This is a genomic window from Xylophilus sp. Leaf220 (assembly GCF_001421705.1).
Classification (GTDB): domain Bacteria; phylum Pseudomonadota; class Gammaproteobacteria; order Burkholderiales; family Burkholderiaceae_C; genus Xylophilus.
Map to the genome: position 1 here is coordinate 181833 of NZ_LMKO01000002.1, position 25845 is coordinate 207677.

Annotated in this window: 21 protein-coding genes; 6 read left to right on the top strand and 15 right to left on the bottom strand. The window is 71.3% G+C overall.

The genetic code is table 11. The features are described from left to right. Window positions 1-322 precede the first annotated feature (322 nt). Entirely contained in the window at window positions 323-670 is a 348-nt protein-coding gene (locus tag ASE76_RS05690; protein ID WP_055836087.1) for an H-NS family nucleoid-associated regulatory protein, read from the top strand. A gap of 167 nt (window positions 671-837) precedes the next feature. Here ASE76_RS05690 and ASE76_RS05695 read toward each other — a convergent pair whose 3' ends face one another. Beyond that, window positions 838-1800: a LysR family transcriptional regulator gene (locus tag ASE76_RS05695; protein ID WP_055836090.1), complete on the bottom strand. Its 963-nt coding sequence runs from the start codon at window positions 1798-1800 to the stop codon at window positions 838-840. Between the two features lie 123 nt (window positions 1801-1923). Here ASE76_RS05695 and ASE76_RS05700 point away from each other — a divergent pair, with 123 nt between their 5' ends. Next, entirely contained in the window at window positions 1924-2340 is a 417-nt protein-coding gene (locus tag ASE76_RS05700) for a Rid family hydrolase (protein ID WP_055836093.1), read from the top strand. An 18-nt stretch (window positions 2341-2358) separates the two neighbouring features. Here the strand turns inward: ASE76_RS05700 and ASE76_RS05705 are convergent, their stop codons facing one another. Further along, complete coding sequence (locus ASE76_RS05705) at window positions 2359-3264, bottom strand: diguanylate cyclase (RefSeq protein WP_236698347.1); 906 nt, start codon at window positions 3262-3264, stop codon at window positions 2359-2361. A 558-nt stretch (window positions 3265-3822) separates the two neighbouring features. Between ASE76_RS05705 and ASE76_RS05710 the strand changes: the two genes are divergently transcribed. The 3 genes from ASE76_RS05710 (at window position 3823) to ASE76_RS05720 (ending at window position 6507) form a co-directional block, all read left to right on the top strand. Then, entirely contained in the window at window positions 3823-4422 is a 600-nt protein-coding gene (locus tag ASE76_RS05710) for a DUF4124 domain-containing protein (protein ID WP_055836096.1), read from the top strand. A gap of 126 nt (window positions 4423-4548) precedes the next feature. Next, window positions 4549-4989 (top strand): YidB family protein, encoded by a 441-nt coding sequence (locus tag ASE76_RS05715; protein WP_055836099.1) that lies wholly within the window; start codon window positions 4549-4551, stop codon window positions 4987-4989. A 168-nt stretch (window positions 4990-5157) separates the two neighbouring features. Beyond that, complete coding sequence (locus ASE76_RS05720) at window positions 5158-6507, top strand: M20/M25/M40 family metallo-hydrolase (RefSeq protein ID WP_055836101.1); 1350 nt, start codon at window positions 5158-5160, stop codon at window positions 6505-6507. A gap of 61 nt (window positions 6508-6568) precedes the next feature. Here the strand turns inward: ASE76_RS05720 and ASE76_RS05725 are convergent, their stop codons facing one another. Continuing rightward, the gene (locus ASE76_RS05725) at window positions 6569-8068 is read right to left on the bottom strand and encodes a M20/M25/M40 family metallo-hydrolase (protein WP_055836104.1); all 1500 of its coding nucleotides are present in this window, start codon (window positions 8066-8068) and stop codon (window positions 6569-6571) included. Window positions 8069-8223: 155 nt separating this feature from the next. On the opposite strand from ASE76_RS05725, the gene ASE76_RS05730 reads away from it, so the two are divergent. Continuing rightward, entirely contained in the window at window positions 8224-9102 is an 879-nt protein-coding gene (locus ASE76_RS05730) for a DUF72 domain-containing protein (protein WP_082448041.1), read from the top strand. A 76-nt stretch (window positions 9103-9178) separates the two neighbouring features. Here the strand turns inward: ASE76_RS05730 and ASE76_RS05735 are convergent, their stop codons facing one another. The 12 genes from ASE76_RS05735 to ASE76_RS05790 all read right to left on the bottom strand — a co-directional run bounded on the left by ASE76_RS05735 (window position 9179) and on the right by ASE76_RS05790 (window position 25814). Further along, entirely contained in the window at window positions 9179-9811 is a 633-nt protein-coding gene (locus ASE76_RS05735; protein WP_055836107.1) for a polymer-forming cytoskeletal protein, read from the bottom strand. A gap of 296 nt (window positions 9812-10107) precedes the next feature. Then, window positions 10108-10941 (bottom strand): hypothetical protein, encoded by an 834-nt coding sequence (locus ASE76_RS05740; protein WP_055836110.1) that lies wholly within the window; start codon window positions 10939-10941, stop codon window positions 10108-10110. 73 nt (window positions 10942-11014) lie between these two features. Continuing rightward, on the bottom strand, window positions 11015-12208 hold the full coding sequence (locus ASE76_RS05745) for a glycerophosphodiester phosphodiesterase (RefSeq protein ID WP_082448043.1): 1194 nt from the start codon (window positions 12206-12208) through the stop codon (window positions 11015-11017). Window positions 12209-12442: 234 nt separating this feature from the next. Then, window positions 12443-14236: a bifunctional diguanylate cyclase/phosphodiesterase gene (locus tag ASE76_RS05750; protein ID WP_055836113.1), complete on the bottom strand. Its 1794-nt coding sequence runs from the start codon at window positions 14234-14236 to the stop codon at window positions 12443-12445. Window positions 14237-14382: 146 nt separating this feature from the next. Further along, window positions 14383-15480 (bottom strand): transporter, encoded by a 1098-nt coding sequence (locus ASE76_RS05755; RefSeq protein WP_055836115.1) that lies wholly within the window; start codon window positions 15478-15480, stop codon window positions 14383-14385. A gap of 90 nt (window positions 15481-15570) precedes the next feature. Beyond that, window positions 15571-19380, bottom strand: coding sequence for a molybdopterin cofactor-binding domain-containing protein (locus ASE76_RS05760; protein WP_055836118.1), 3810 nt, complete (start codon window positions 19378-19380; stop codon window positions 15571-15573). Then, complete coding sequence (locus tag ASE76_RS05765; protein ID WP_055836120.1) at window positions 19377-19913, bottom strand: (2Fe-2S)-binding protein; 537 nt, start codon at window positions 19911-19913, stop codon at window positions 19377-19379. Before ASE76_RS05765 ends, ASE76_RS05760 begins: the two co-directional genes overlap by 4 nt. Before the next feature lie 78 nt (window positions 19914-19991). Beyond that, window positions 19992-20702, bottom strand: coding sequence for a bifunctional nicotinamidase/pyrazinamidase (gene pncA, locus ASE76_RS05770; RefSeq protein ID WP_055836253.1), 711 nt, complete (start codon window positions 20700-20702; stop codon window positions 19992-19994). Window positions 20703-20882: 180 nt separating this feature from the next. After that, window positions 20883-21674: an ABC transporter ATP-binding protein gene (locus tag ASE76_RS05775; protein ID WP_082448045.1), complete on the bottom strand. Its 792-nt coding sequence runs from the start codon at window positions 21672-21674 to the stop codon at window positions 20883-20885. After that, window positions 21674-22489, bottom strand: coding sequence for an ABC transporter ATP-binding protein (locus tag ASE76_RS05780; RefSeq protein ID WP_055836123.1), 816 nt, complete (start codon window positions 22487-22489; stop codon window positions 21674-21676). The genes ASE76_RS05775 and ASE76_RS05780 overlap by 1 nt, the downstream gene beginning before the upstream one ends. Window positions 22490-22492: 3 nt before the next feature. Continuing rightward, window positions 22493-24460: an ABC transporter permease gene (locus ASE76_RS05785; protein ID WP_055836126.1), complete on the bottom strand. Its 1968-nt coding sequence runs from the start codon at window positions 24458-24460 to the stop codon at window positions 22493-22495. Between the two features lie 154 nt (window positions 24461-24614). Continuing rightward, a complete protein-coding gene (locus tag ASE76_RS05790) occupies window positions 24615-25814 on the bottom strand; it encodes an ABC transporter substrate-binding protein (RefSeq protein ID WP_055836129.1) in 1200 nt (399 codons plus the stop codon). Between the last annotated feature and the right edge of the window lie 31 nt (window positions 25815-25845).

Genomic DNA, 25845 nt, shown 5'->3' on the forward strand with positions numbered 1-25845 from the left:
TGGATCCCGGCACGAGCGGGCCCGCATCCGAGCCGGGGCCTTCGGTGAACATCCGTTGCTTTTGAAGGCATGGCCGGCACTGTTCAACGGCCTGCAGCTATCAATTCCATAGTGCGCGATAGAATCGACGGCGGGATGGAGAAAATGGCGGCTGGGGGGCGGCGCTGCGCGAAACGTTGCAACTCCGGGGCATTCGGATGCTCCCGTCGCGCGCTCGCCGGACATGCAGAAGTGCGATACGCACCTTTTTGAATATCGAATGGGACTTTCGTCCCTCTGTTGAGTCAACGGTTTCACCGCACGGGTCATTTTTTAAGTCGACATGAATAATCTGAAAGATCTGGAGAGCGCGCGCGCCAAGCTGGATGCGGACATCGCCAGGGCCTACAAGCTCGAATCGGAAGCGGCACTCGCGAAGGTGCGGGAACTGGTCGCCGAATTCGGCTTCACCGCCCAGCAGGTATTTCCCTGGAAGCTGCCCGAGAAGAAGGTCGCAGCCAAATACCTGGACGAGAAAACCGGGGCGACCTGGACCGGGCGGGGCAAGCCGCCGAAATGGATCGCAGGCAAGGACCGCGAAGAGTTTTTGGTCGACAAGCCGGTCGAGGCACCGCGCGGGCCGTTTCTGGCGGAAATGGCAGCGGCCGCGGCGCAGCGCGGTCTTCTGTAGCAACTGCCGCGGAACGGTCGAATATCCGATTCGACCGCCGACCGATTCCGGTTTTATCCGGGTTATGTCTGTTCCCGGTTCGGCAGGTAATGGCATCTTCCCGCATAGGCGACCTCGGGTGAGTACGGGAACGCCGGAGCGCTCGCGTCTTCGGCCCGCAGAAGGGATCAGGAAGTCGCGGTGTCTCCCGCCGCCGGCATCGCCCGGCTTGCGCCGCGCACGGCCACCGGCGCATGCTGCGCCATCAGCTCCACCACCCAGTCGATGAATACCCGCAGCTTGGTGCTGACGTGCCGGTTCGGCGGGAAGGCGATGTAGAGCGGCATCGGGTCGATGGCCCAGTCCTCGAACAGCGGTACCAGTTCGCCGCGGTCCCGGTGCCCGCGCGCCATGTAGTCGGGCAGCCACAGGATGCCCATTCCGGCGAGGCCCGCGGCCAGGTAGGCGTTTCCGTCGTCGAGGGCGACCACGTAGCGGCCGTGCACCTCGATGCTTTCGGCGCCGCGGCGCATCGCATAGGGAAAGATGGTGCCGGTGCGCGACCGCAGGTAGCCGACGATGCGGTGGCCGGCCTCCTGCAGCGCCATGGGATGCGGCGGCATGCCGTGGCGGGCCAGGTAGGCGGGCGCGGCGTACACGCCCAGCGGCAGGTCGCCGACGCGGCGGGCGACCAGCGAAGGATCGGTCGGCACGCCGCCGCGCACCACGCAGTCGACGTTCTCCCCCAGCAGGTCGACCATGCGGTCGCTCGCGCCCATGTGGATCTGGATCTCGGGGTAGCGGGCGTGGAAGTCGGGCAGTGCCGGCACCAGCAGCATGCGGGCCAGCGGGCTCGGCACGTCGACCCGCAGCCGCCCGCGGGGCACGGTGGCGGCGGCCGACAGGCTGGTTTCGGCGTCGTCCATGTCGGCCAGCAGGCGCACCACCCGCTCGTAGTAGGCGGCGCCGTCGGCGGTCGCATGCACCCGGCGGGTGGTGCGGTTCAGCAGCCGTACCCGCAGCCGCGCCTCCAGTTGCTGTACCAGCTGGGTCACGCTGGCGCGGCTCAGGTGCAGCGTTTCGGCGGCCTTGGTGAAGCTGCGGGTCTCCACCACCCGGGCGAAGGCGAGCATCGCATCGAATCGGTCCATCGGATCTCCTGGCGCGGCCGCGATTGTTCGGCCGCTGTGAACAGTGATGGTGGATCTTCGCGGTTTATCGCCGTGGCCGGGCTGCCTAGAGTAAGTGGTTCTGATCACCACTCCGAAAATTCCATGAACACACGCGACGTCGTCTTCCCGCCCGGCCGGCAGGCCCTCTACGAAAAGAACCGCTATTCGCCCGCCGTGCGCTCCAACGGCTTCCTGTTCGTCTCCGGCCAGGTCGGCAGCCGGGAGGACGGCTCGCCGGAGCCGGGACTGGAAGCGCAGGTGCGCCGTGCCTTCGACAACCTGAACGCGGTGCTGGGCGCCGCCGGCTGCAGCTTCGACGACGTGGTGGACGTGACGGTCTTCGTCGTCGATCCGGAGGCGAATTTCGAGACGATCTGGCGGATCGTCCCGGACTACTGGGGCGCCGCGCCGCACCCGACGCTCACCGGCATCGGCGTGACCTGGCTCTACGGCTTCCAGTTCGAGATCAAGGTGATCGCTGAGCTGCCGGTGGCAGCGCCCGCCGGCACCGCGGCGTAGGCGTCGGCAGACCGCCGTTCAGGCGGCCGAGAGTGAGGTGTGGCCCAAGTCGCCGTCCGACACCGCCATGTTGCGGCCGGACTCCTTGGCGCGGTAGAGGCTGTCGTCGGCCCGCTGCACCAGGATCTGGGGATTGCTGTCGGCGGCCGGAATGGTGCTGGCCACGCCGACGCTCACCGTCAGATGCGACGCGATCGGCGAATCCGAGTGGGCGATCTGCAGCCCGCCCACCGCCTGGCGCAGCCGGTTGGCCAGCGCCATCGCGCCCTGCCGGCTGGTGCCGCCCAGCACCAGCGCGAACTCCTCGCCGCCGTAGCGGGCCGCCAGGTCGCCGGGGCGGTGCATGCCGTCGCGCAGCACCCGGGCCACCGCCTTCAGCGCACGGTCGCCCGCCGGGTGGCCGTAGCGGTCGTTGTACTGCTTGAAGAAATCCACGTCGACGATCGCGACCGAAACCGGGTGCTTCTGGCGGTCGGCTCGGCGGCATTCCGCGGCCAGCACTTCGTCGAACTGGCGGCGGTTGGGAATGCCGGTCAGCTCGTCCAGGTGGGCCAGCTCTTCCATCGCGGTGCGCTGGCGCACTAGCCGCAGCTGGGCGGTGACGCGGGCGAACAGCACCGGCGGCTCGGCCGGCTTCAGGATGTAGTCGGAGGCGCCCAGCATCAGGCCGCGGGCCTCGTCGCCCGGCCGGTCGAAGCCGGTGACGAAGACTACCGCGATCATCGCCGTCGCCGGGTCGGAGCGCAGGCGCTGCAGGATCTCGAAGCCGTTGATGTCGGGCAGCACCACGTCGAGCAGCACCAGGTCCGGACGGCAGGCGCGCGCCATCTCCAGGCCCTGCATGCCGGTCGACGCGGTCATCACCTCATAGGTGGGCGCCAGCAGCTCGGCCATGACGGCCATGCTGGTGTGGGAATCGTCCACCAGCAGGATGCGTTGCCTTGGGGAATCAGCGGAGGGTTCCCGGCGCAGTGCGGGCCCCTCCGCCAAGAGCTGGGGGGGCGGCAGGTACGGTTGGCCACCGTTGTAGGGCGTTTCGACAGGATTCTTGTGCACCGGGAAATCCATTTCTGGACCGGGAAAAGCAGCAGCCCCGCAATATTGCGGGGCCGTCAGAGCGTGCCGGAAGTCGGTCCGGCAAGGGGCTTTTCAGGTCCGTTGGAATTTAATTTAGCCAGCGGCATGGCGCAACGGCGAAGGACGGCAGGCCCGTTCGGACTCTGCCCAGTCCTACATGTTTACGTAGCCGGACGCCCGACTGGATGGGGCTCAACTGTTTCTGGAGTACCTCATGCGTAAGGGCATGTTGGGATTCGCGGGCTTCCTCGGCTGGCGGTGAATCTGCTCTGGACGAGTATTGCTCTGCCAGTAGTGGCCGGTGACACCGGCCGTCGGAAGGCGTTGGCGTCCGCCCGACGGCGGCGTGCACGGTACCGCGCTCTGGGGCACTATCGCCTGCTGTCTCCCCCGCCCCTTGCCGCCATGGACCATCCGCTGTCGTATCCGCCACGTCTTCTCGTCCTCGCCACGGCCTGCCGCCGCAGTGCGCGGGCGGTGGCCGGGGCCCTCTGGGGCGCGGCGGTCGCCCTGGGCGCCTGCTTGCCGGCACAGGCCCAGACGCCTGCCGCGGGCAATGCCCGGGCGGGCACGCCGGTGCCGCCCGACGCCACGGCGCCCCGGGTGCAGACACTCTCCAAATGCACCGCCGCCAACGGCCGGGTCACCTATTCCGACAGCACCTGCCCCGCCGGCAGCCGTGGTGCGGCGCTGCAGGTGGAGCCCGACAACAACGTGGTGGCGACCACGCCGATCCCCGCGGCGGTGCCGTCGCCCGCCACTTTCGCACCGCCGCAGCCGCCGGCCGCGCCGCCGGTCGCGCCGCCGGTCGCGCAGCAGCCCTACCTGCCGCCGCCCAACGCCGGCATGCCCGCCCGCCAGGCAGCCGATTGCGCGATGCTCGACCGCCGCGCCGCCACGCTCGGCAGCCGGGCGATGCAGCCGCAGACCGGCGACAACCCCCAGCTCCTGCCCAACGAACAGCGCAGCGTGGAGGACCTGCGGCAGTACCTGGGCTGCGAATAGGGCGCCGTGCGGTGCCGGCCCCGGCCGCCCCGCAGGGCCGCCGCCGCTGCATCCTGGATACAAGGCCCGGCGCGCGGCGGCCCACAATGGAGCGCTTCGCACAGCCGCACCCTACAAGGAGACACCATGGGCCTGCTCGATTCCGTCGTCGGTTCCGTCCTGGGCCACGCCGCCGGGGGCGCCCAGGGCGCGGGCTTGGGGCCGCTGGCCTCCGTGCTGGGGCCGATGCTGGCCTCGACCAACAACCCGCTCGGCGGCCTGCCGGGCCTGCTGCACCGGTTCGAGCAGGGCGGCCTGGGACACCTGGCGGCGTCGTGGGTCGGCACCGGCCCCAACCTGCCGGTGAGCGGCGCCCAGGTGCACGACGCGCTCGGCGGCGACCTGCTGGCCGGCCTGGCCGGCCGGCTGGGCATGGACCCGGCGCAGCTCCAGACGCTGCTGGCCCAGTGGCTGCCGGTGCTGGTCGACAAGCTCACGCCGCAGGGCGTGGTGCCGGCCGACGGCGCTGCCTCCGGCACCTCGCAGGATCTGCTGGCCTCGCTCGGCAGCCTGCTACAGAAAAAGTAGCTGGAAGCCGGCGCCCCGCGCCGGCTGGCGGCCTGTTTCTTGCATAAAGCGGCAGGTGCCGGCACGGCGGCGGCGACATCAGCTGCCAGCCGCCCCGGTATGCCGATATCCGAACCGCGTCGCTCCGATTTCCTCCTTCCGTTTCCAACCTCTCTCTCCCGTCACACGATGCACACACGCCTTCCGCACACCCTGTCCCGTCTCTGCTGCGCCCTGGGCCTCGGCCTGGTCGCCCTCGCACCGGCCGCCCGGGCCCAGACGCCCGCCACCGCGCCCGCCAGCCCGGCAGTGCAGCAGGCCCTGCAGGCGGTGCGCGCCGCGGCGCCGGTGCAGCAGGTGCTGGACGACCTGAAGGCCGACCATCCGCGCACGATCGAAGAACTGCGCACCCTCACCGCCATTCCCGCGCCGCCGTTCAAGGAGCAGAAGCGGGCCGAATACTTCGTCGCCCGCCTGAAGGCGCTGGGCCTGGCCGATGCGCACATCGACAAGGAAGGCAACGCCGTCGGCATCCGCAAGGGCACCGGCAACGGGCCGAAGCTGGTGGTGTCGGCCCACCTCGACACGGTCTTTCCGGAAAGCACCGACGTGACGGTGAAGGACCGCGACGGCCGCCTGTACGCACCCGGCATTTCCGACGACACCCGCGGCCTGACGGTGCTGCTGTCGTGGCTCAAGGCCCTGAACGAGCGCAAGCTGCAGACGGTGGGCGACATCGTCTTCGTCGGCAACGTGGGCGAGGAAGAGCTGGGCAACCTGCGCGGCATGAAGGCGCTGTTCCGCGACCACGCCGACATCGACGGCATGGTGGGCCTGGAGCCCGGCACCGGCGAGGGCGTGCTCAACCAGGGCACCGGCAGCCACCGCTACGACGTGGCCTTCAAGGGCCCGGGCGGCCACAGCTTCGGCGCCTTCGGCCAGGTGCCGAGCGCGATCCATGCGATGGGCCGCAGCATCGCCCACATCGGCGACGTGCAGGTGCCCGCCGATCCCAAGACCACCTTCACCGTCGGCAAGGTCGGCGGCGGCACCTCGGTCAACACCATCGCGGGCGATGCCAACATGGCGATCGACATCCGCTCCAACGCGCTGCCCGCCCTGCTTGCGGCCGAGAAGGACATCATGGCCGCGGTGCAGCGCGGGGTGGACGAGGAGAACCGCCGCTGGAACGTGGAGCCGAAGATCACCGCCACCAGCACCCTGATCGGCGACCGCCCCGCCGGCACCACCGCCGCGGCCGAGCCGATCGTGCAGACCGCCGTGGGCAGTATCCTGGCCGCCGGCTGGAAGCCCACCCTGCGCGCGGCCAGCACCGACGCCAACGTGCCGATGGGCCTGGGCATCCCGGCCATCATCCTCGGCAGCGGCGGCAAGACCGGCGCCTTCCACGCCCTCGGCGAATGGTGGGACCCGACCGACGCCTGGCAGGGCGCCCAGACCAGCCTGACGACGGTGCTGGCCCTGGTCGGCGTCCAGGGCGTCAGCCAGCCGGTGCTGGCGAAGCGGGCCGTTCGCTAAGCGCAGATGCTACTGTTTCTGTAGCAACAAGCCGGCGCAGTGCGCCGGCTGCGGCCCTTTTTCATGCAGAAGCGGTGGCTTCCACCGGCGCGGCCATCGCGGCGATCACTTCGGCCACCGCGGCGGTGAGCTTGCGGGCGTAGGGGACGTGCAGGAACTCGTTGGGGCCGTGGGCGTTGCTCTTCGGGCCCAGCACGCCGCAGACCATCATCTGGGCCTGGGGGAAGCCCTGGCTCAGCATGTTCATCAGCGGGATGGTGCCGCCCTGGCCGATGTAGCCGCAGGGGGCGCCGTAGTGGGCCTGGCTGGCGGCGTCGAGCGCGCGGGCGAACCAGGGAGCGGTGGCCGGCGCGTTCCAGCCGGTGGCGCCGCCGCCGCCTTCGAAGGTCACCTTGGCCTGGTAGGGCGCGTTGTCCTCCAGCAGCGCCTTCAGTTCCTGCACCGCGCCGGCGGCCTCGACCAGGGGCGGCAGGCGCAGGCTGAGCTTGAAGGCGGTGTAGGGCCGCAGCACGTTGCCGGCGTCTTTCAGCGCGGGGAAGCCGTCGGCACCGGTCACGCTCAGGGTGGGGCGCCAGGTGCGGTTGAGCAGCGCCTCGACCGGGTCGGTGGTGGTGGGCAGCGCGAAGGCGGTGGAGCCGCCGCAGTCGTAGTGCGCCCACGGGAAGCGCTTGTAGATCTCGTCGCCCAGGATGCCGGCGGTGACCTGCGCCTGGGCCAGCCGCTCGGCCGGCACTTCGCAGTGGAAGCTGGCGGGCAGCAGGCGGCCGGTGGCGCTGTCCTCCAGCCGGTCGAGCACGTTGCGCAGGATGCGGAACGACGAAGGCACCAGGCCCGAGGCGTCGCCCGAGTGCACGCCCTCGGTCAGGATCTCCACCTTCAGCATGCCGCCGGCCATGCCGCGCAGGCTGGTGGTGAGCCACAGCTGGTCGTAGTTGCCGGCACCCGAATCCAGGCACACCACCAGGCCCACGTCGCCCAGCCGGGTGCGCAGCGCGTCGACATACGGCAGCAGGTCGTAGGAGCCCGATTCCTCGCAGGTCTCGATCAGCCCCACGATGCGCGGATGCGCCACGCCCTGGGCCTTCAGGGCCTGCACCGCGGCGATGGCCGCGTACACCGCATAGCCGTCGTCGGCGCTGCCGCGGCCGTAGAGCCTGCCCTCGTCGTAGACCGGCGTCCACGGACCCAGGCCGCTGCGCCATCCGGTGAACTCGGGCTGCTTGTCGAGGTGGCCGTACATCAGCACCGTCTCGGCGACGGTGGTGCCGGTGGCCGGCACGTCGAAGAACAGCACCGGCGTGCGTCCGGGCAGGCGCACGATCTCCAGCTGCAGGCCCTCGACCTTCTGCGCCTCGACCCATTCGGCGGCGTTGCGCACCACGGTGTCGAGGTAGCCGAGCGCGGCCCAGTCCTTCTCGAAGGCGGGCGACTTGGCGGGGATGGCGATGTAGTCGGTGATCTGGCGGACGATGTCGCCGTCCCAGCGGGCGGAGACGTCGTCGAGCAGGCGGGCGCTGTCGAGCAGGCCGGCGGGGATTTCGCGGTGCAGGGGTGCGTTCATGAGAAAGGGTCTTTCCGTGGGCGGCGGCGCGGCGGCCGGGCAGGCGATGGTTTTCGACTGTACGCCGGTGCCGGCACAGCCGCTAGAGTGGGGTATTGGCAGCAGCGGCAGCCACCACCACGGCCGCACGCGGTGCGGGAACAGGAGAAGCAGCGATGGCATCCGACGACTCCCGCGCGGCCCCGGCCGCCCCTTGCGGCACTGGCGGCACTTCCGGCCCGCACCGCATCCGCACCGGCATCGGCGGATGGACCTTCGAGCCCTGGCGCGGCGGCGCCTTCTACCCCGAGGGCCTGCCCCACGGCCGCGAACTGCAGTACGCGAGCCGCCGGGTGCCGGCCATCGAGATCAACGGCACCTTCTACGGCCTGCAGAAGCCCGCCACCTTCGCCCGGTGGCGCGACGAGACGCCGGGCGGCTTCATGTTCTCCCTGAAGGCGTCGCGCTACTGCACCCACCGCCGGGTGCTGGCCGAGGCGGGCGACGCGGTGCACCGCTTCCTGCACAGCGGCCTGGCCGAACTGGGCGACAAGCTCGGCCCGGTGGTGTGGCAGTTCGCTCCGACCAAGGCCTTCGACGCCGCGGATACCGAGGCCTTCCTGCAATTGCTGCCCGCGGCCGTCGACGGGCTGCCGCTGCGGCATGTGCTGGACGTGCGGCACCCCAGCTTCCGGGACCCGGCCTATCTCGCCCTGGCCCGCCGGTACCGCTGCGCCAGCGTGTTCACCGATGCGGCGCAGTACCCGTCGTTCGCCGATGTGACGGCCGGCTTCGTCTATGCCCGCCTGATGAGCGCCGACCCGGCGGAGCCGACCGGCTACAGCCCCACCGCGCTCGACCGCTGGGCCGCGGTGGCCCGCACCTGGAGCGAGGGCGGCCGGCCCGCGGACGTGCCGCACATCGAGGCCGCCGATGCGGCGCCCCATGCTGCGCCACGCGAGGTGTTCGTCTATTTCATCAACGGCGCGAAGGAGCGGGCGCCGGCCGCGGCCCAGGCGTTCCTGCAGCGGCTGGGCATCGCGCCGCTCGCCTGACCGGCACCGGCCGGGAAACGTAAAACCGGCCGGCCCCTTGCCGAGCGCGGCCGGTCGGCCTGTCGCAGGAAAAGGCTCAGGCGGCCTGCAGCGCCGCGTTGGAGCTCGCGCCGTAGGACGATGCGGCGGCTGCACCGGTGCTGCCGTTGCCCGCACCGCGCGCGGCGCCGGCGAAGCCGAAGGTGATCTCGCCCGAGAGCTGGCCGCCTTCTTCTACCACCAGCTTGCCGTAGCGCACCGTGCCGGTCACCTTGCCGGTGGCGTGGATCACCAGCTTGTCGCGCACTGTCAGCGTGCCGTCGAAAGTGCCGTGGATCTCGGCGATGTCGATCTCGGCCGAGCCCTTGAACGCGCCCTGCTCGGCGATGTGGATCACCCGCGAGTCCATCGTCGCCTCGACCATGCCCTCGACCACGAGCGTGTCGCAATCGGTGATCTCGACGCCCTTCAGCTTGATGTTGGGGCCGACGGTCAGCTTGCTGGCGCTGGGCGCCGCCGCTTCGGCCGCGGCCGAGGTGACGGCCGCAGCCGTGGCGGCGCGGCTGTCGGCCGTGGTGCTGGCACCGCTCAATGGCGAGGAACCGGCCGACGAGGTCGACGCCGATGCCGACGACGGCAGCGCCATCGAGGACGAGCCGGCAGGCGGGGTAGGACGTGGGTTCAAGGGTTCGGCCTCTCGTTTGCCAAAGAAGGGGGATTGCAGCGCCATGGGTTCTCCGAAAAGACTCGATGCTAGGGATGCCGTTCGTCCAAAGCTCCACCAGATTTCGCAAGAGAGGTAACGCAATACATCACCCACCCGGACGAATAACGCCAGATGCAGGTGGATGAAGGCGAGAAACCGCACGAATGCCGGCAAAACGTTTGCACACATCGGCGCGGAACGCATCTGCGATGCGGCTGCGGCCGTGCAGGCATCCGCAGTATGGCGGCCGCGCGCCGTGCGCGGCGACCGCAGGGCGGAAGGCCGTCAGGCCACCTGCCCCCGCATCCTGGGGCTGCGGTTCACCCCGCCGGGGGCGGCGTGCCGCCCTCGCGCTGCGGCCAGGGCAGCAAGGCCTTGGCCGCGTCGATGCGCAGCGGCAGGGGCACGGTCGCGTCGTTCATCACCTGCAGCAGGAATTGGCGGGGGTCCTGCGCAGCCGGGGCGCCGGCTGCCGGCTGCTGCAGCGCGTGCGGGGCCGGTGTCGGCAATGCGGCCGGTGGCGGCGGCATCGGTGCCGGCATCGGCAGGGGCGGTGCAGCCAGCAACTGCAGTCCTGCATCGAACGCGGCCCGCTTCGTCGGCGCCAGCGCACGCAGCAGCGTCGCCTGGCCGTCTTCGCTGGGCGGAATGTCCAGCCACGGCGTGTCGGCGAAGACGGGCGCCAGGTCGGATGCGACGAAGGCCGACCAGTTGTCGCCGTCCGCCTGCAGCGCCGGCACCGGCGCGGCATGCCTGCCGGGGTGGGCGGCATCGGCCGTCGGCAGCAGGCGCAGCCGGCTGCGGGTGACCTCGGGCAGGAAGCGCCGGCGCAGACCCTCCAGGAACGCGTGGGCCTCGGCCACCGCCACCGGCTCCGTCAGCGAGAACCAGAGCTGCAGCCCGTCGGTGCCCGACACCGCGATCGCCGGCGCCGGCAACTCCAGCTCGGCCTGCACGCCCTGCCACACCGCGCCGAGCAGCCTCCAGCTCGGCGGGCGGGCCAGTTCCATCACCATGCAGCGGACGCGGCCGTCGGCATCGAAGAACGGCGAAGCGGGAGGCGACCCGGCAGGCGCCCCGCCGTCGGCCGCCGGCTCCGGTCGCGCCGACAGGGGCAGGTAGAGGCGGCGGATTTCGGATTGCAGGGGTGTCATGGGATGGGGCGGAGGCGGCGGGGCTGCGACTCTACCCGGCGGCAGGCAGGCGTTCGTTCCGGCATGCCTGCGGTCAACCCCGCCGCGCGGCCGAAAATGCCGCGATCGCCGCCCGGCCCACCGCCGGGTCGTCGGTGAAGAAGCCGTCGACGCCGGCGCGCAGGTAGGCGTCGATCTCGCCGGCGCTGTCGCCGCGCACGGTGCCGTCGGCCGCCGGCGCGCGCTGGTAGCCGGCGGGCAGGAAGCCGTTCTCGGGCCGCAGCGTCCAGATGTGCACCGCGAGACCCGCGGCATGCGCGTCGGCCACCAGTGGCGTGGGCGGGCCCACGCGGCCGGCCTGCACCGGGGCGACCAGCGTCTTGTAGGGTGCCACCACGTCGGCATACCGCCGCATCGCGCGCAGGGCCTCGGGCGTCAGCAGGTCGGCGTAGCGCCGCGTCTCGGCGGTGCCGCGGGCAACGAAGTCGTAGGGCCGGCCGCTGGCGCCGACCAGCTGCACAAGGCGCACCGGGGTCATGCTGCGCAGCTGCTGCAGGTTGGCCACCTCGAACGACTGCACGAAGACCAGCGCGTCGCGGTGGTTCAGCCCGTTCTTCTCCAGCAGCGCGACCAGCGGGGCTTCCAGCGGCTGGCCGATCGACCGGAAGTACGTCGGGTGCTTGGTCTCGGGGTACACGCCGATGGTGCGGCCGCGCTGCCGCGATTCGGTGCGGGCCAGGTCGATCACCTGCTGCAGCGTGGGGATGGAGAACTGCCCGTCGTAGCGGGCATTGGCCGGTCGCAGCGCCGGGATGCGCTCCCGCGCGCGCAGCGTCTGCAGCTCGGCCAGGGTGAAGTCTTCGGTGAACCAGCCGGTGATCGCGGTGCCGTCGATCGTCCTGGTGGTCTTGCGCGCCGCGAAATCCGGGCGGTCGGCGACGTCGGTGGTCGCTTCCTTCACCGAGCCGTCGGGGTTCAGGAGGGCGATCGCGTTCTCGTGCCGCACCACCAGCACGCCGTCGCGGGTGATGACGACATCGGGCTCGATGATGTCGGCACCGTCGGCGATGGCCTGGGCGTAGGCGGCCAGGGTGTGCTCGGGCCGCAGGGCCGAAGCGCCGCGGTGGCCGATCAGCACGGGTGCCGGCGGCCAGCCGCTGCCGCCGCTGCGCTCCCACGGCAGGGCGGTCGCGGCCGAAGGTGCCAGGCCGGTGCAGCCGGTGCCGGCGAGGGCGGCCGCGCCGGCCAGCAGGGTGCGGCGGGTGAGGGTGTCGGATGCGTGCGGCATGGCGTGTCTCTTTCTCTGCGGATGGACGAAAGGGCCATGCTAGGCGAGCGCCGTGTCGTCCGGCTGACAGCCGCGGGGCAGCGTATGCCGGCTGCGCGCTCCCGCAAAACGAACGGCGCTACAAAATAGATAGCTGCATGCCGGCCTGGATCGCCGGCCCCAGCCTCTTTTCGCCATCGAAACGCTGCCTGCGATCGGCCGGTGCACAACCGCCACCCGGCACGGCCGCGGCCGCTACGCCTCCAGGGCCACGCTCGCGTTCCACTGCTGCACGAAGGGCAGCACCGCGTCTGCGGCGACGGGGCGGCAGAGGTAGTAGCCCTGCATCTCGTCGCAGCCCATCGCCACCAGCTGGTCGAAGACCTCCGCCGTCTCCACGCCCTCGGCCAGCAGCCGGTAGCCCAGCGCCTGGCCGATGGCGATCACCGCCTTCAGCACGGCCAGGGCGCGGACATCGATGGCGATCGGGTCGATCAGGGAGCGGTCGAGCTTCAGCAGGCCGGCCGGCATGCTGTGCAGGCAGGCCAGGTTGCAGTAGCCGACGCCGAAATCGTCCAGCGCCACCTCCACGCCGAGCGTGCGGGCACGCTTGAGGGCCTGCACCGTGGCGCTGCCGGTCAGTACCGCGTTCTCGGTGCATTCGATCTGCAGCCGGGCGGGGTCGATGCCGTGCAGTGCGCAGGCGTTGGCCAGCATCCGCAGGAAACCGGGATGTTCCAGGTTGCGGGCCGACACGTTGACCGCCATGCCGAGCGCCGGGCCGCCCTCCGCGTCCCAGCGGGCCAGCTGCGCCAGCGCGGTGTGCAGCACCCATTCGGTCAGCAGGTGGATCAGCGCGGTGCCCTCCACCATCGGGATGAACTCGAAGGGCGACACCAGGCCGAAGCTGCGGTGGTTCCAGCGGATCAGCGCCTCCACCCCGGTGTAGCGCAGGCTGGCGGTGTCGAGCTTGGGCTGGTAGACCAGGAAGAACTCGCCCTCGCCCATCGCGCGCTGCAGGTCGCGCAGCAGGCCGTAGGAGCGGCGGTAGCGCTCGTCGACGTCGGCCTCGTAGAAGACCAGCTTGCGGCCCTGGAGCTGCGTCTCGTGCAGGGCCGAACTGGCCTTGCGCGCCACGTCCTGCACCTCGTCGGGCGTCAGGCAGAAGCGCACCAGCCCGGCGCGCGGCTGCAGCTCCAGCAGCGCCACGTCGCCCGGCACCGGCATCACCGCCTGCGCCATCAGGCGCTCGACGAAGGCCGACTGCCAGGCGCGGTCGGAACCTTCCAGGAAGAAGGCGAAGCGCGCCATGCCCACGTGGTAGAGCGGCGAATGGGCGGCCACCTCGGCACGCAGCATCCGGGCCGCGCTACGCATGCGCTGCTCCAGCGGGCCGTTGTTCACCGCGCGCGAGGCGTCGCGCAGCGCGTCGTAGGCGACGAACTCGGCCATCACCAGCGTGCGCTCCGCGCCCGGCGTGGCCAGGCACATGTCCTGCAGGTCGTCGTCGAAGCGGGCGCGGTTGGGCAGGTGGGTGGTGTCGTCGACCCGGCCGGCCATCCGCGCCAGGTCGATCTGCGCCATCGCCAGGGCCGCCAGGTCCTGCAGCTGCGCGCACTGCGCCGCACTGAAGCTGCGGGGCACCCGGTCGATTACGCAGAGGCTGCCGAGCGCGTGGCCCGAGGGCAGCACCAGCGGCGCGCCGGCGTAGAAGCGGATGCCGGGTTCGCCCACCACCAGCGCGTTGTCGCGGAAGCGGGGGTCCAGCAGCGCGTCCTCCACCACCATCACGCCCGGCCGGGTCATCGCCACCGAGCAGAAGGAATCGCCGCGCGTGGTCTCCTGCACCGCCAGGCCCACCCGCGACTTGAACCACTGGCGCTCGCTGTCGACCAGTGTCACCAGGGCGATCGGCACGCCGAACAGATCGGTGGCCAGGCGGGTGATGCGGTCGAATCCCTCGCTGGCGGGCGTGTCGAGCAGCCCGGTGCTCTGCAGGGCTTCCAGCCGCGCCTCTTCCTGCAATCGATCGTCCACCCACCACACCATGGCCCAGTCCTTCCTTGGCCCCACCGCCGCGGCGCACCGGTCCGGTGGTGCGGCGCACCGACGGTCGGGCTGTTGCAAAGTGTAGCGCCAGCCCTCAATACCCGGGTGCTATAGGGCCGCAACCGGGGCGACCTCCGCCGCCTGCGCTATTTCTTGCGCAGCGACAGCCAGGCCGCCACCACGGTGAAGCTGGCGACGATGCCCACCACGATCCAGAAGCCGTGCGGATGCTCGGCCAGCGGGATGCCTCCCACGTTCATGCCGAACAGGCCCGCCAGGATGTTGATCGGCAGCGCAAGCACCGTCACCACCGTCAGCACGAACAGGCTGCGGTTGTTGTCCTCGTTGACGTTGGCGGCGATCTCTTCCTGCAGCAGCTTGATGCGCTCCTGCAGCGAGGACATGTCGTGCAGCACCACCGAGAACTCCTCGCTCGATTCGCGCAGCGACTGCACGCCTTCGTCGTCCATCCAGTCGGGCGGATGCTGCAGCAGCCGGAACAGCGCCGCCGGCTCGGGCGCCAGCAGCCGCTGCAGCCGCACCAGCAGCCGGCGCAGGGTGCCGAGCCGCGCCCGCTTGTGCACCGGCCGCCCGGCCAGCAGCTCGTCCTCGACCTGGTCCACCCGCCGGGTCACGCCGCGCACGATCTCCACCAGCACGTCGGCCTGCGCCCGCAGCAGCCGCTCCAGCAGCTCGATGCTCGACTCCAGCGCCTGGCCGCGCTTGCAGGCGATGCGCAGCTGGTCCACCGCCCGCAGCGGGCGGTGCCGCGCGGTCACCACCAGGTGCCGGTCGACGCTGACCCACAGCGTGGAGATGTCGGAGGGCTCGAACGCGAAGTCGAAATGCACGTCGTTGACCACCGCCACCAGCGACTGCTCGGCCCGCTCGATCCGGGTCGACTGCAGGCCGTCGTGCAGCGTCTCGAAGAAGGTGTCCTGCAGCCCCGCATGCCGCTGCAGCCAGCGCTCGGCCGACGCATGGGCCAGGTTGAAGTGCAGCCAGACGAAGTGGCCGTCGCCCTCGCCAGCCGCTGCGGCCGGGCTGCCGCCGGCCCCGTCGGGCGCCGCATCCGCAGCAGCGGCCGCACGGCCGGCGAGCCACTGCGCCGCCGCGGCCGAATCGATCTCCACCGCCGCCAGGCCGGGCGCGAAGCGGTACCCGCAGATCAGCCCGGCACTGTCCGCGCCGTAGACGGGGGCCGAAGGGTCGACAGGAGGGGAAGGAGGCGGGACGGCGGGCACGGCGGCAGGGCAGGGCAGCCGCGCATCGTGCGACAGGGGGATGACGGGGATGTGACAGCGCAGGCCGGGGCACGGCCGGGGGGCCGACCGTCAGCGGTGCGCCGGCTCCGCCCGCAGCCGCGCAGCGGTGCTCTCCAGGCCCTCCCACGCGGGCTTGCCCGGTGCGAAGCGCTGGCGCATGTAGCCCGCCAGCTCGGCGATCTGGCGGTCGTTGAGCGCGTCGCGGAAGGGGGCCATGAAGCCGACGTCCTTCGTCGCGGGTCGCTGCACGCCGTCGAGGATGGTGCGCAGCAGGTTCTCGGGGCGGTCGCTGTGCAGATTGGTGTTGAGGGCCAGCGGCACGTTGGCGCCGAGCAGCTGCGGGCCGTCGCCGTCGTGGTGGCAGGCGGCGCAGGCGGCCTGGAACATGCGCTGGCCGGCACCGGGCAGCGGCGTGCGGGCGGCGGCGTCGGCGACGATCTGGCGGGCTTGCAAGACCTCCTGCGCCGGCGGTGCGGCCCGTCGCGGTGCCGCCTGCGGATCGCCGGGCCCGGACGGAGACGGCGCCGGCCGCGCCGACCCATCGGGCGCGGCATGGAAGGAGGCGAGGTAGGCCGCCATCGCGCGGATGTCGGCATCGGGCAGCTGCTGGAGTTCGTGCACGACCGGGCCCATCGGGCCGCCGGCGGTACCATGCTCGGCGCTGTGGCCGGTGCGCAGGTAGCGGTAGAGGGCGTCGGCGCTCCAGGGCACCGGGGCCTGCGACAGCGCGGTGAGGGCGGGCGCCTCCCAGCCGTCGACCATCGCGCCGGAGAGATGGGCCTTGCCGCCCTTCTCGGCGCCCAGCGCGTTGCGCGGCGTGTGGCAGCCGCCGCAGTGGCCCAGGCCCTCGACCAGGTAGGCGCCGCGGTTCCATTCGGCCGACTGCGCCGGGTCGGCCTTGTAGGGCGTGGCGTCGTGGAACAGCGCGTTCCAGCCGGCCATCAGCGGGCGCACGCTGAACGGGAACTTCAGCTGCGCCGCGGGTGTTTCGGCCCGCACCGCCGGCTGGCTCATCAGGTACGCATAGAGCGCGGTCAGGTCCTCGTCGCTGGTCTTGGCGAAGGCGGTGTAGGGGAAAGCCGGGTACAGGTGGTGGCCGTCGCGCGAGATGCCCTCGCGCATCGCGCGCTGGAAGGCGCTGAACGACCAGGTGCCGATGCCGGTGGCCGCATCGGGCGTGAGGTTGGTGGTGTAGAGGGTGCCGAAGGGCGTGTCCATCGCCCGGCCGCCGGCATTGACCGCGCCGCCGGGCACGGTGTGGCAGACGGCGCAGTCGCCGGCGGCGGCCAGCTGCCGGCCGCGCTCGAGGGTGGCCGCGGTGTAGATCGGGGCGCTGCCGGGAGCGGCGGGCGCGACCGGGGCGATGGCGGGGCGCCAGCCGAGCAGGGCGGCGCCCAGGCCGAGGGTGCCGGCGACCAGGGCACCGCCGCGGGCCCAGGCGCTGCGGCGGCGGGGCCAGGGGGCGGTGGCGGGGAGCGGGGCGCCCTGGCCCTGGCCCCGGCCCGCTCCGGCATGCGGGAGCGGGGGCAGGTCCGCATAGTCGGCGGGCGGGTGCGTACCTGCGCCACCGCCCGCTCCCGCCTGCGGAAGCGAGCCCAGGCCCAGGCCGGCACGGATGACTTCGGGGGTGAAGGGCGGGCTGCGGAAGCGCACGCCGGTGGCGTCGAAGATCGCGTTGGCGATGGCCGCGGTGCCGGGCACCGAGGACGATTCGCCCGCACCCAGCGGCGCCTCGCCCTGGCGGGGCATGTGCACCACCTCGATCACCGGCACTTCGCGAAAGCTCAGGATCGGGTAGCTGCCCCATTCGCGGTTTTCCACGGTGCCGGGGTTCGGCGCGCTGCGCGGCGCGAAATCGACCTTCTCCTTCAGCGCGCGGCTGGTGGTCTGCAGCACGTTGCCGTGGATCTGGTGCTCCACGCCCGCGGGGTTGACCATCATGCCGGCGTCGTGGCCCACGACCACGCGGCGCACATGCACCTCGCCGGTCCGGCGGTCCACGTCCACGTCGGCCACCCAGGCGGCCCAGGCGGCGCCGAAGCCGGGCCACTTGCTGTGGATGTAGCGGGCGTACGCGAAGCCCTGGCCGCGCAGGAAATCGCCGTCGGCGCCCTGCTGCTGCGGCACGGTGTGCGGCCGCCAGCCGGCCTTGTCGGCGGTGGCCTGCACCAGCTCCGATGCGCGCGGGTCCTGCAGGTGGCGCAGCCGGAATTCCACCGGGTCGGCGCCGGCGGCGGTCGCCAGCTCGTCGATGTAGCTTTCGTGCGCGAACGAACTGGGCAGGGCCGACACGCCGCGCAGCCACGAGGCGCGCACGATCGGCGGCATGTCGTTGACCGCCACCCGCAGGTGGTCGTAGGCGTAGGGCGGCCGGGCGGTGCGGTCGCCCATCTCGTAGGCCTGGGCCGCCGGCTCGATGGTGCGGGTGAGCAACAGGGCCAGCGTGGGCGCGCCGTTGCTCGGGTAGCTGCTCTGGAAATCGTAGGCCGCCACGCTGCCGTCGGCGTTCAGGCCGCCCTGCACCTCCATCAGCTGGGCGGCGCCCTTGGGCTCCCACTGGTGCTCCTGCTCGCGGGTCAGCTGCACCCGCACCGGGGCGTCCACCGCGCGGGAGAGCAATGCCGCGTCGGCCGCCACGTCATCGGCGCAGTTGCGGCCGTAGCAGCCGGCCGCCTCCATCCGCACCAGGTCGATCGCCACGTCGGGCATGCCCATGAGCCGCGCCAGATCGAGCCGCAGCACGTGCGGGTTCTGGGTGCCGGCCCAGACCGCCATGCGCGGGCCGCCCGGCGCATCGGCCTGCCAGTGGGCCACCGCGCACGACGGGCCGATGGACGCGTGCAGCTGGAACGGCCAGACGTAGGTGCGCGGCATCGGCTGCGCGGCGCCGGCCAGGGCGGCATCGACGTCGCCCTCGTCGATCAGCGGCCGGTGCGTGGCGGTGTTGGTGCGCAGGGCGTGCTCCAGGTCCGACAGGTCGGGCATGCCGGGCCAGGGCTTCCAGCGCACCTGCAGCTCGCGCAGCGCCTGCTCGGCCTGCTCCTCGCGCTCGGCCACGATGCCGACGAAGTCGCGCACCACCACCACCGCGCGGATGCCCGGGATGTGGGCGATGGAGGCCTCGTCCACCGATTCGAGCGAGTTGCCGATGAAGTCGCCGTGGTCGGCGCCGGCGTACGGCGGCCGCACCACCCGGCCGTGCAGCATGCCGGGCAGGCGCATGTCGTGCACGAAGACCTGCTCGCCGGTGGCCTTGGCCGGGATGTCGAGCCGCGGCTGGCGGGTGCCGACCAGGGTGTAGTCGGCGGCGTCCTTCACCGGCGCGGCCAGGTCGAGCAGCAGCGCGGTGTGCGCGCCGGCCACCAGCTCGCCGTAGCCCAGGGCGGCGGCGGGATCGGCCGCGAGCCGTACCGTGCCGCCGAACGTCTCCAGCGCCTCGGCGGGCACCTGCATCCGCTCGGCTGCGCGCGCCACCAGCCAGGCCCGCGCCTGCGCCGCCGCCCGCCGCAGCGGCTGGGCATGGATCTGGATCGAGGCGCTGGCGATGGTGCCGCCCTGGTTGGGCGCGCGGGTGGTGTCGCCCAGCACCATGTTCAACCGCTCCAGCGGCAGGTCCAGCTCCTCGGCGGCGATCTGCGCCAGCGCGGTGCGGATGCCGGTGCCCAGATCGACATGGCCGTTGAGCGCGGTGACGCTGCCGTCGTCCCAGACGGCGACCAGGATCTCGACGCCCTCCTGCGGATTGCCGGGCACCGCCGCGGGCTGGCCCTGCGCGGGCGGGGCGGCCGGCGGCGGATCGCGCACCACCAGCAGCACGCCCTCGGCCGCGTGGAAATCGGCCCGGGTGAGGGCGGTGTCGGCGCGGCGCGGCGCGGTCATGCGGCGGCCTGGTTCGGGGCCGCGTCGGCGTCGGCGTCGCGGGCCTGCTGCAGCAGGTCCGCCGCGCGCTGCACCGCCCGCACGATCTCGACATGGGTGCCGCAGCGGCAGAGGTTGTGCGCCAGTTCGCGGCGGATCGCGTCCTCGGTGGGATGCGGCTCGCGCGCCAGCAGGGCGGCGGCGGTCATCACCATGCCGTTGAGGCAGTAGCCGCACTGCGCGGCCTGCGCGTCGATGAAGCCCTGCTGCACCGGGTGCGGCGCGGCACGGGTGCCCAGGCCCTCCAGCGTGGTGACGCTGCGGCCGGCCACGCCCGCCGCCGGGATCACGCAGGCCCGCGCCGCCACGCCGTCGACCCACACGGTGCAGGCACCGCACTGGCCCAGGCCGCAGCCGTACTTGGGGCCGTTGAGGCCCAGGTCGTTGCGCAGCAGGTTCAGCAGCGTGGCCTGCGCGCCCACCGCCGGTGCGACCGGCCGGCCGTTGACGACCAGGGCGACGGAGGACAGGTGGGCGGCCGGGGACGGATGCATGCGGGACGAAAAAGGCAACTGGAACGAGGAGGGGCAGGACCTAGGCCGGCGGCAGCGCGCGCCGCACGGTCGCCGGCGTCAAGCGGTGGCGATGTCGGCGGACTGGATGCGCTTCACGCCCGCGGCGAGCATCTGCTTCCAGGCGGCGGCGAGCGATCCGTTCAGGTCGATCGCGCGGGTCGCGTCTTCCACCACGTAGACGGCGAAGCCGCGCTTGCGGGCGTCGAGCGCCGTCCAGGCCACGCAGAAATCGGTCGCCAGGCCGGTGACGTAGACGGTTTTGGTGCCGCGCTCCTTCAGGTAGCCGGAGAGACCCGTGGGCGTCTTGCGGTCGGCCTCCTCGAAGGCCGAATAGCTGTCCACGTCCTTGTGGAAACCCTTGCGCACGATCACCTGGGCGGTCGGCAGCTGCAGGTCCTTGTGCAGGGCGGCGTCCTCGGTGCCCTGCACGCAGTGGTCGGGCCAGAGCACCTGCTGGCCGTATTTGAGCTTGGTGCTGTCGAACGGCTTCTTGCCGGCATAGGTGCTGGCGAAGGACGCATGGCCGGCGGTGTGCCAGTCCTGCGTGAGCACGATGGTGTCGAAGGCCGCGGCGATCTTGTTGATGACCGGCACCACCTCCGCGCCGCCCTTGACCGGCAGCGTGCCGCCGTCGACGAAGCAGTTCTGCACGTCCACCACGATCAGCGCGGCCTGCGGGCCGGGCTTCATGCCCGCGGCCCACAGGGTGGGCACGGTGCCGGCCAGCCCGAGGGCGGTGCCGGCCTGGAGAAGGTGTCTGCGGTGCATCATGGTGGACTCCGTTCGAAAGTTGAAGAAGAACGACAGCGGGAAAAATCGCAGCGGGAGAAGGCGTGAAAGAACCGTAGCGAGCGACCCGAGTGTGCGGCGAGGACCGGAGCCGTACTTTGGTACGGTGAGGACCGCAGGCGCGCAATCGGGCCGCGCACCAGGTTCTCCCACACCTTGTCAAACCGACAGGTAGTTGCGACGCACCTCTTCGTTGGCGGCCAGCTCGTCCATTGACGCCTGGTAGCGGATCTGGCCTTTTTCGAGCACGTAGGCGCGGTCGGAGACCAGCTCGGCGAAGTGCATGTTCTGCTCCGACAGCAGGATGCTCACGCCCTGGCTCTTCAGCTCCAGGATCATGTGGGCCATCTGCTCGACGATCACCGGCGCCACGCCTTCGGACGGCTCGTCCAGCAGCACCAGATAGGGGTTGCCCATCAGCGTGCGGGCCACGGTGAGCATCTGCTGCTCGCCGCCGCTCATGCGGCCGCCGGGGCGCTGCGGCATCTCGCCCAGGTTGGGAAAGAGCTTGAACAGGCGCTCGGGCGTCCACACCGGCGCCGGGGTCCCGTCGTCCCACTGTCGGGCGGGCTGGCGGCCCACCTCCAGGTTCTCGACCACCGTCAGGTCGGTGAAGACGCGGCGGTCTTCCGGCACGAAGCCCAGGCCCAGGCGCGCCGCGTGGTGCGGCTCGGTGGTGGAGATGTCGTGGCCGCGAAACGCGATGCGGCCGCGGCGCTTGGCCAGCATGCCCATCACCGCCTTCAGCGTGGTCGACTTGCCCGCGCCGTTGCGGCCCATCAGCGCCACCACCTCGCCGCGCCGCACCTGCAGGTCGACGTCGTAGAGGACCTGCGCAGCGCCGTACCAGGCGCAGAGGCCGCTGGCCTCCAGCAGCAGCTGCTGCGATCCGGCGTGCGCCGAAGACGTTGAAGACGCCGGAGCGACCGGATCGAGGACTGCGGCGGACATCAGAGCACCTCCTGCGGGGCCACGACGGTGGGCGCTACGGCCACCGCCTTCTTCTTCTTCTCGAACGTGGTGCCGGTGCCGAAGTACACCTCCTGCACCTTGGGATGGTCGCGGATCTCGAGCGGCTTGCCTTCGGCGATCAGCCGGCCGCGCGCCAGCACGATGGTGCGGTCCGCATAGGCGAAGACCACGTCCATGCTGTGCTCGGTGAAGAGCACCGCCATGCCGCGGTCGATCACCAGCTGCTTGGTGAGCGCCATCAGGTCGTTGCGCTCCTTGGGTGCCATGCCGGCGGTGGGCTCGTCCATCAGCAGCAGCTTGGGGTCGTTGGCCATGGCGATCGCCAGCTCGACCCGCTTCACGTCGCCGTAGGCCAGCTCGCTGCACGGCCGGTCGGCCTGGGTCCGCATGCCGACCTGCTCCAGCAGGGCCAGCGCGTCGGCGCGGCGGTGGTCGGCCGCGCGGCGCCACATCGCGAACAGCTTGTCGTCGTAGGAGAGCAGCGCCATCTGCACGTTCTCGACCACGGTGAGCGAGGCGAAGGTCTCGGCGATCTGGAAGGTGCGGCCCACGCCCATGCGCCAGATGGCGCGCGGCCGGCGGCCGATCAGCTCCTGGCCTTCGAGCCGGATCGAGCCGCGGTCGGCCGGCAGCTGGCCGTTGACCATGTTGAAGGTGGTCGACTTGCCGGCGCCGTTGGGGCCGATCAGGGCCAGCAGCTCGCCCTTGTGCAGATTGAAATCGATGCCGTCGACGGCCTTCACGCCGCCGAAGGATTTGCCCAGGCCGGAGACCTGCAGAAGTGGTGTGCTCATGGCTTATTCCCTCTCCCTCTGGGAGAGGGCCGGGGTGAGGGCGTCCCCGGCGGGGACGGGGGCAGCACGTTCGGTGCGGCGCGAAAACCGCCCGAACAGCTGCTGCGCGAAGCCGGCGATGCCCTGCGGGAACAGCAGCACCAGCAGCAGGATGATCCCGCCCAGCATCGCGCGCCAGTAGTCGGTGTTGCGCGCCACCGTGTCGTGCAGCCAGGTGAAGGTCACCGCGCCCACCACCGGGCCGGCCAGCGTCTGCAGGCCGCCCAGCAGCACCATCACCAGGCCGTCGACCGAGCGCGAGACCGACAGCGTCTCGGGCGAGATGCTGCCCTTGGAGAACGCGTACAGCGCACCCGCCAGCCCGGCCACGGTGCCGGCCAGGATGAAGGCGACCCACTGCATCCGCTTGACGTCGATGCCGATCGCGTCGGCCCGCAGCGGCGAATCGCGGCCGGCGCGCATCGCGTAGCCGAAGGGCGAGAACAGCACCCTACGCAGGAAGAGGATGCCCGCGCCCACCAGCGCCAGGGTGAGCCAGTAGTACACCCGCTTGTCGGCCAGCCACGCGGCGGGCCAGACGCCGGTCAGGCCGTTGCTGCCGCCGGTGAACGCGTCCCACTGGTAGGTGACCGCCCAGGCGATCTGGGCGAAGGCCAGCGTGAGCATCGCCAGGTACACGCCCGACAGCTGCACCGCGAACCAGCCGAAGACGAAGGCGCCGAGCGCGGCCACCAGCGGTGCCAGCACCAGGGCCGCCTCCATCGGCAGGCCGGCCGAGCGCACCAGCAGCGCGGCGCCGTAGGCCCCCAGGCCGAAGTAGGCCGCATGGCCGAACGAGTGCATGCCCGCCGGCCCCATGATGAAGTGCAGGCTGACCGCGAACAGCGCCGCCACCATCAGGTCGATGGCCAGCACCGCGGCGTAGGGCGCGCCCGCCGTCAGCCAGGGCAGCGCCACCAGCGCCAGGCCCAGCACCGCGGCAGCCATCAGGTAGCTGCGGCTGGCCGGTCGCAGCGGCTCCTCCTGCAGGCCCAGGTGCCGGCTCGGCGCCTGCGGGCGGCCGAACAGGCCCCACGGCCGCCAGACCAGCACCACCGCCATCACCAGGAATTCGACCACCAGCGTGAGCTTCGAGAACGAGACGGGGATGCCGAACACCTCGACCACGCCCAGCCAGATGCAGATCGCCTTGATCTCGGCGATCAGCAGCGCCGCCGCATAGGCGCCGGGGATCGAGCCCATGCCGCCCACCACCACCACCACGAAGGCGGCGCCGATGGTGTTCAGGTCCATCTCCAGGTTGGCGGGCTCGCGCGGCAGCTGCAGCGCGCCGCCCAGGCCGGCCAGCAGCGCGCCGAGCGCGAACACCGCGGTGAACAGCCAGGCCTGGTTGACGCCCAGGGCGCTCACCATCTCGCGGTCCTGCGTGGCGGCGCGCACCAGCGTGCCCCAGCGGGTCTTGGTCAGCAGCAGCCAGAGCAGGCCCAGCACCACCGGGCCGACGACGATCAGGAACAGGTCGTAGGCCGGGAACTGCCGGCCCAGGATCTCGACCGAGCCCTTCAGGCCCGGCGCCCGCGGGCCGAGCAGCTCCTCGGCGCCCCAGAGCCACAGCACGCCGTCCTTGATGACCAGCACCAGCGCGAAGGTCGCCAGCAGCTGGAACAGCTCGGGCGCCTTGTAGATCCGGCGCAGCAGCACCACCTCGATCAGCGCGCCCAGCGCGCCCACCGCCAGCGCCGCCAGCGGCAGCGACACCCAGAAGCCGACGCCGCCGCCGCCGCCGATGCTGCCCAGGCGCTCGACCAAGCTGTAGGCCACGTAGATGCCCACCATGAAAAAGGAGCCGTGGGCGAAGTTCACGATGCGCGTGACGCCGAAGATCAGCGACAGCCCCGCTGCCACCAGAAACAGCGACGACGCGCCCGCCAGCCCGTTGAGCAGCTGAACGACGAAGCCTGAGAAAGTCATGCGAAACCCTGCGGTGCTGCCGAAAGACGGTATCGAGGGCGCAGCCGGGGCTGCGGCACTCGATCTGCTACATAAACGATAGCTAGAAGCCGGCGCGGTACGCCGGCTGCAGCCACTTTTCTTCTAAAAATGCGGCCCCGGGGGCCGCCGACGCTCAGTCCGCGGCGCGGAGCTTCTTGACTTCGTCGTCCGACGGCTGGAACTTGGCGCCGTCGAGGTAGGTGTAGTCCACCATCACGCCCTTGCCGCCGTCGTTCTTGGTCTTGCCGACATAGGCGCCCATGGTCGACTGGTTGTCCTGCGCGCGGTAGACGATCTTGCCGAAGGGCGTGTCGACCGGCAGGCCCTTGAAGGCCGCAGCCAGCTTCTCGGTCTCGGTGCTGCCGGCCTTCTTGGCACCGGCGGCGATCGACTGGATCGCGCTGTAGCCGACGACCGAGCCCAGGCGCGGGTAGTCCTTGAACTTGGCCTGGTAGGCGGCGAGGAAGGCCTTGTGCTCGGGCGTCTGCAGGCTGCTCCACGGGTAGCCGGTGACGACCCAGCCGGTGGGCGCCTCGTCCTTCAACGGGTCGAGGTACTCGGGCTCGCCGGTCAGCACGCTGACGACCTCGCGGTCCTTGAACAGGCCGCGGGTGTTGCCCTCGCGCACGAACTTCGACAGGTCGGCGCCGAACAGCACGTTGAAGATCGCGTCGGGCTTGGCGTCGGAGAGCGCCTGCACCACGCTGCCGGCATCGACCTTGCCGAGCGGCGGCGCCTGCTCGGCGACGAACTCGACATCCGGCTGCGCTTCCTTCAGCAGCTTCTTGAAGGTGGCGATCGACGACTGGCCGTACTCGTAGTTGGGGTAGACCAGCGCCCAGCGCTTCTTCTTCATCTTGGCCGCCTCGGGCACCAGCATCGCCACCTGCATGTAGGTCGATGGGCGCAGGCGGTAGGTGTACTTGTTGCCGTTCTGCCAGACGATCTTGTCGGTCAGCGGCTCGCCGGCCAGGTAGAAGAATTTCTTCTGCTTGGCGAAGTCGGTCAGGGCCAGGCCGGTGTTGGAGAGAAAGGAGCCGGTCAGCACGTCGACCTGCTCGCGCGAGATCAGTTCCTCGGCCATCCGCACCGCGTCGCCGGGGTTGGCGTTGTCGTCGCGGGTGATCAGCTCCAGCTTCTTGCCGTTGACGCCACCGGCGGCGTTGATCTCGTCCACCGCCAGCTCCATGCCCTTCTTGTAGGGCTCGAGGAAGGCGGGCTGCGCCTTGTAGCTGTTGATCTCGCCGATCTTGATCGTGCCTTGCGCATGCGCTGCGGCCGAGAGGGCCATGCCGGCGGCGAGCGCGGCGCTGAGGTGCAATGTCGTCTTCATGGGAGCTGCTCCTTGCGGATGGTGAACGGGT

Excerpts from the sequence above, each read along its gene's own strand:
- ASE76_RS05745 (WP_082448043.1), bottom strand. The coding sequence starts at position 12,208 with ATGCCGCACGCATCCGACACCCTCACCCGCCGCACCCTGCTGGCCGGC.
- ASE76_RS05775 (WP_082448045.1), bottom strand. The coding sequence starts at position 21,674 with ATGTCCGCCGCAGTCCTCGATCCGGTCGCTCCGGCGTCTTCAACGTCT.
- ASE76_RS05740 (WP_055836110.1), bottom strand. The coding sequence starts at position 10,941 with ATGACACCCCTGCAATCCGAAATCCGCCGCCTCTACCTGCCCCTGTCG.
- ASE76_RS05730 (WP_082448041.1), top strand. The coding sequence starts at position 8,224 with ATGGCATCCGACGACTCCCGCGCGGCCCCGGCCGCCCCTTGCGGCACT.
- ASE76_RS05700 (WP_055836093.1), top strand. The coding sequence starts at position 1,924 with ATGAACACACGCGACGTCGTCTTCCCGCCCGGCCGGCAGGCCCTCTAC.
- ASE76_RS05710 (WP_055836096.1), top strand. The coding sequence starts at position 3,823 with ATGGACCATCCGCTGTCGTATCCGCCACGTCTTCTCGTCCTCGCCACG.
- ASE76_RS05725 (WP_055836104.1), bottom strand. The coding sequence starts at position 8,068 with ATGAACGCACCCCTGCACCGCGAAATCCCCGCCGGCCTGCTCGACAGC.
- ASE76_RS05695 (WP_055836090.1), bottom strand. The coding sequence starts at position 1,800 with ATGGACCGATTCGATGCGATGCTCGCCTTCGCCCGGGTGGTGGAGACC.
- ASE76_RS05735 (WP_055836107.1), bottom strand. The coding sequence starts at position 9,811 with ATGGCGCTGCAATCCCCCTTCTTTGGCAAACGAGAGGCCGAACCCTTG.
- ASE76_RS05790 (WP_055836129.1), bottom strand. The coding sequence starts at position 25,814 with ATGAAGACGACATTGCACCTCAGCGCCGCGCTCGCCGCCGGCATGGCC.
- ASE76_RS05765 (WP_055836120.1), bottom strand. The coding sequence starts at position 19,913 with ATGCATCCGTCCCCGGCCGCCCACCTGTCCTCCGTCGCCCTGGTCGTC.
- ASE76_RS05780 (WP_055836123.1), bottom strand. The coding sequence starts at position 22,489 with ATGAGCACACCACTTCTGCAGGTCTCCGGCCTGGGCAAATCCTTCGGC.
- ASE76_RS05760 (WP_055836118.1), bottom strand. The coding sequence starts at position 19,380 with ATGACCGCGCCGCGCCGCGCCGACACCGCCCTCACCCGGGCCGATTTC.
- ASE76_RS05750 (WP_055836113.1), bottom strand. The coding sequence starts at position 14,236 with ATGGTGTGGTGGGTGGACGATCGATTGCAGGAAGAGGCGCGGCTGGAA.
- pncA (WP_055836253.1), bottom strand. The coding sequence starts at position 20,702 with ATGCACCGCAGACACCTTCTCCAGGCCGGCACCGCCCTCGGGCTGGCC.
- ASE76_RS05690 (WP_055836087.1), top strand. The coding sequence starts at position 323 with ATGAATAATCTGAAAGATCTGGAGAGCGCGCGCGCCAAGCTGGATGCG.
- ASE76_RS05785 (WP_055836126.1), bottom strand. The coding sequence starts at position 24,460 with ATGACTTTCTCAGGCTTCGTCGTTCAGCTGCTCAACGGGCTGGCGGGC.
- ASE76_RS05715 (WP_055836099.1), top strand. The coding sequence starts at position 4,549 with ATGGGCCTGCTCGATTCCGTCGTCGGTTCCGTCCTGGGCCACGCCGCC.
- ASE76_RS05720 (WP_055836101.1), top strand. The coding sequence starts at position 5,158 with ATGCACACACGCCTTCCGCACACCCTGTCCCGTCTCTGCTGCGCCCTG.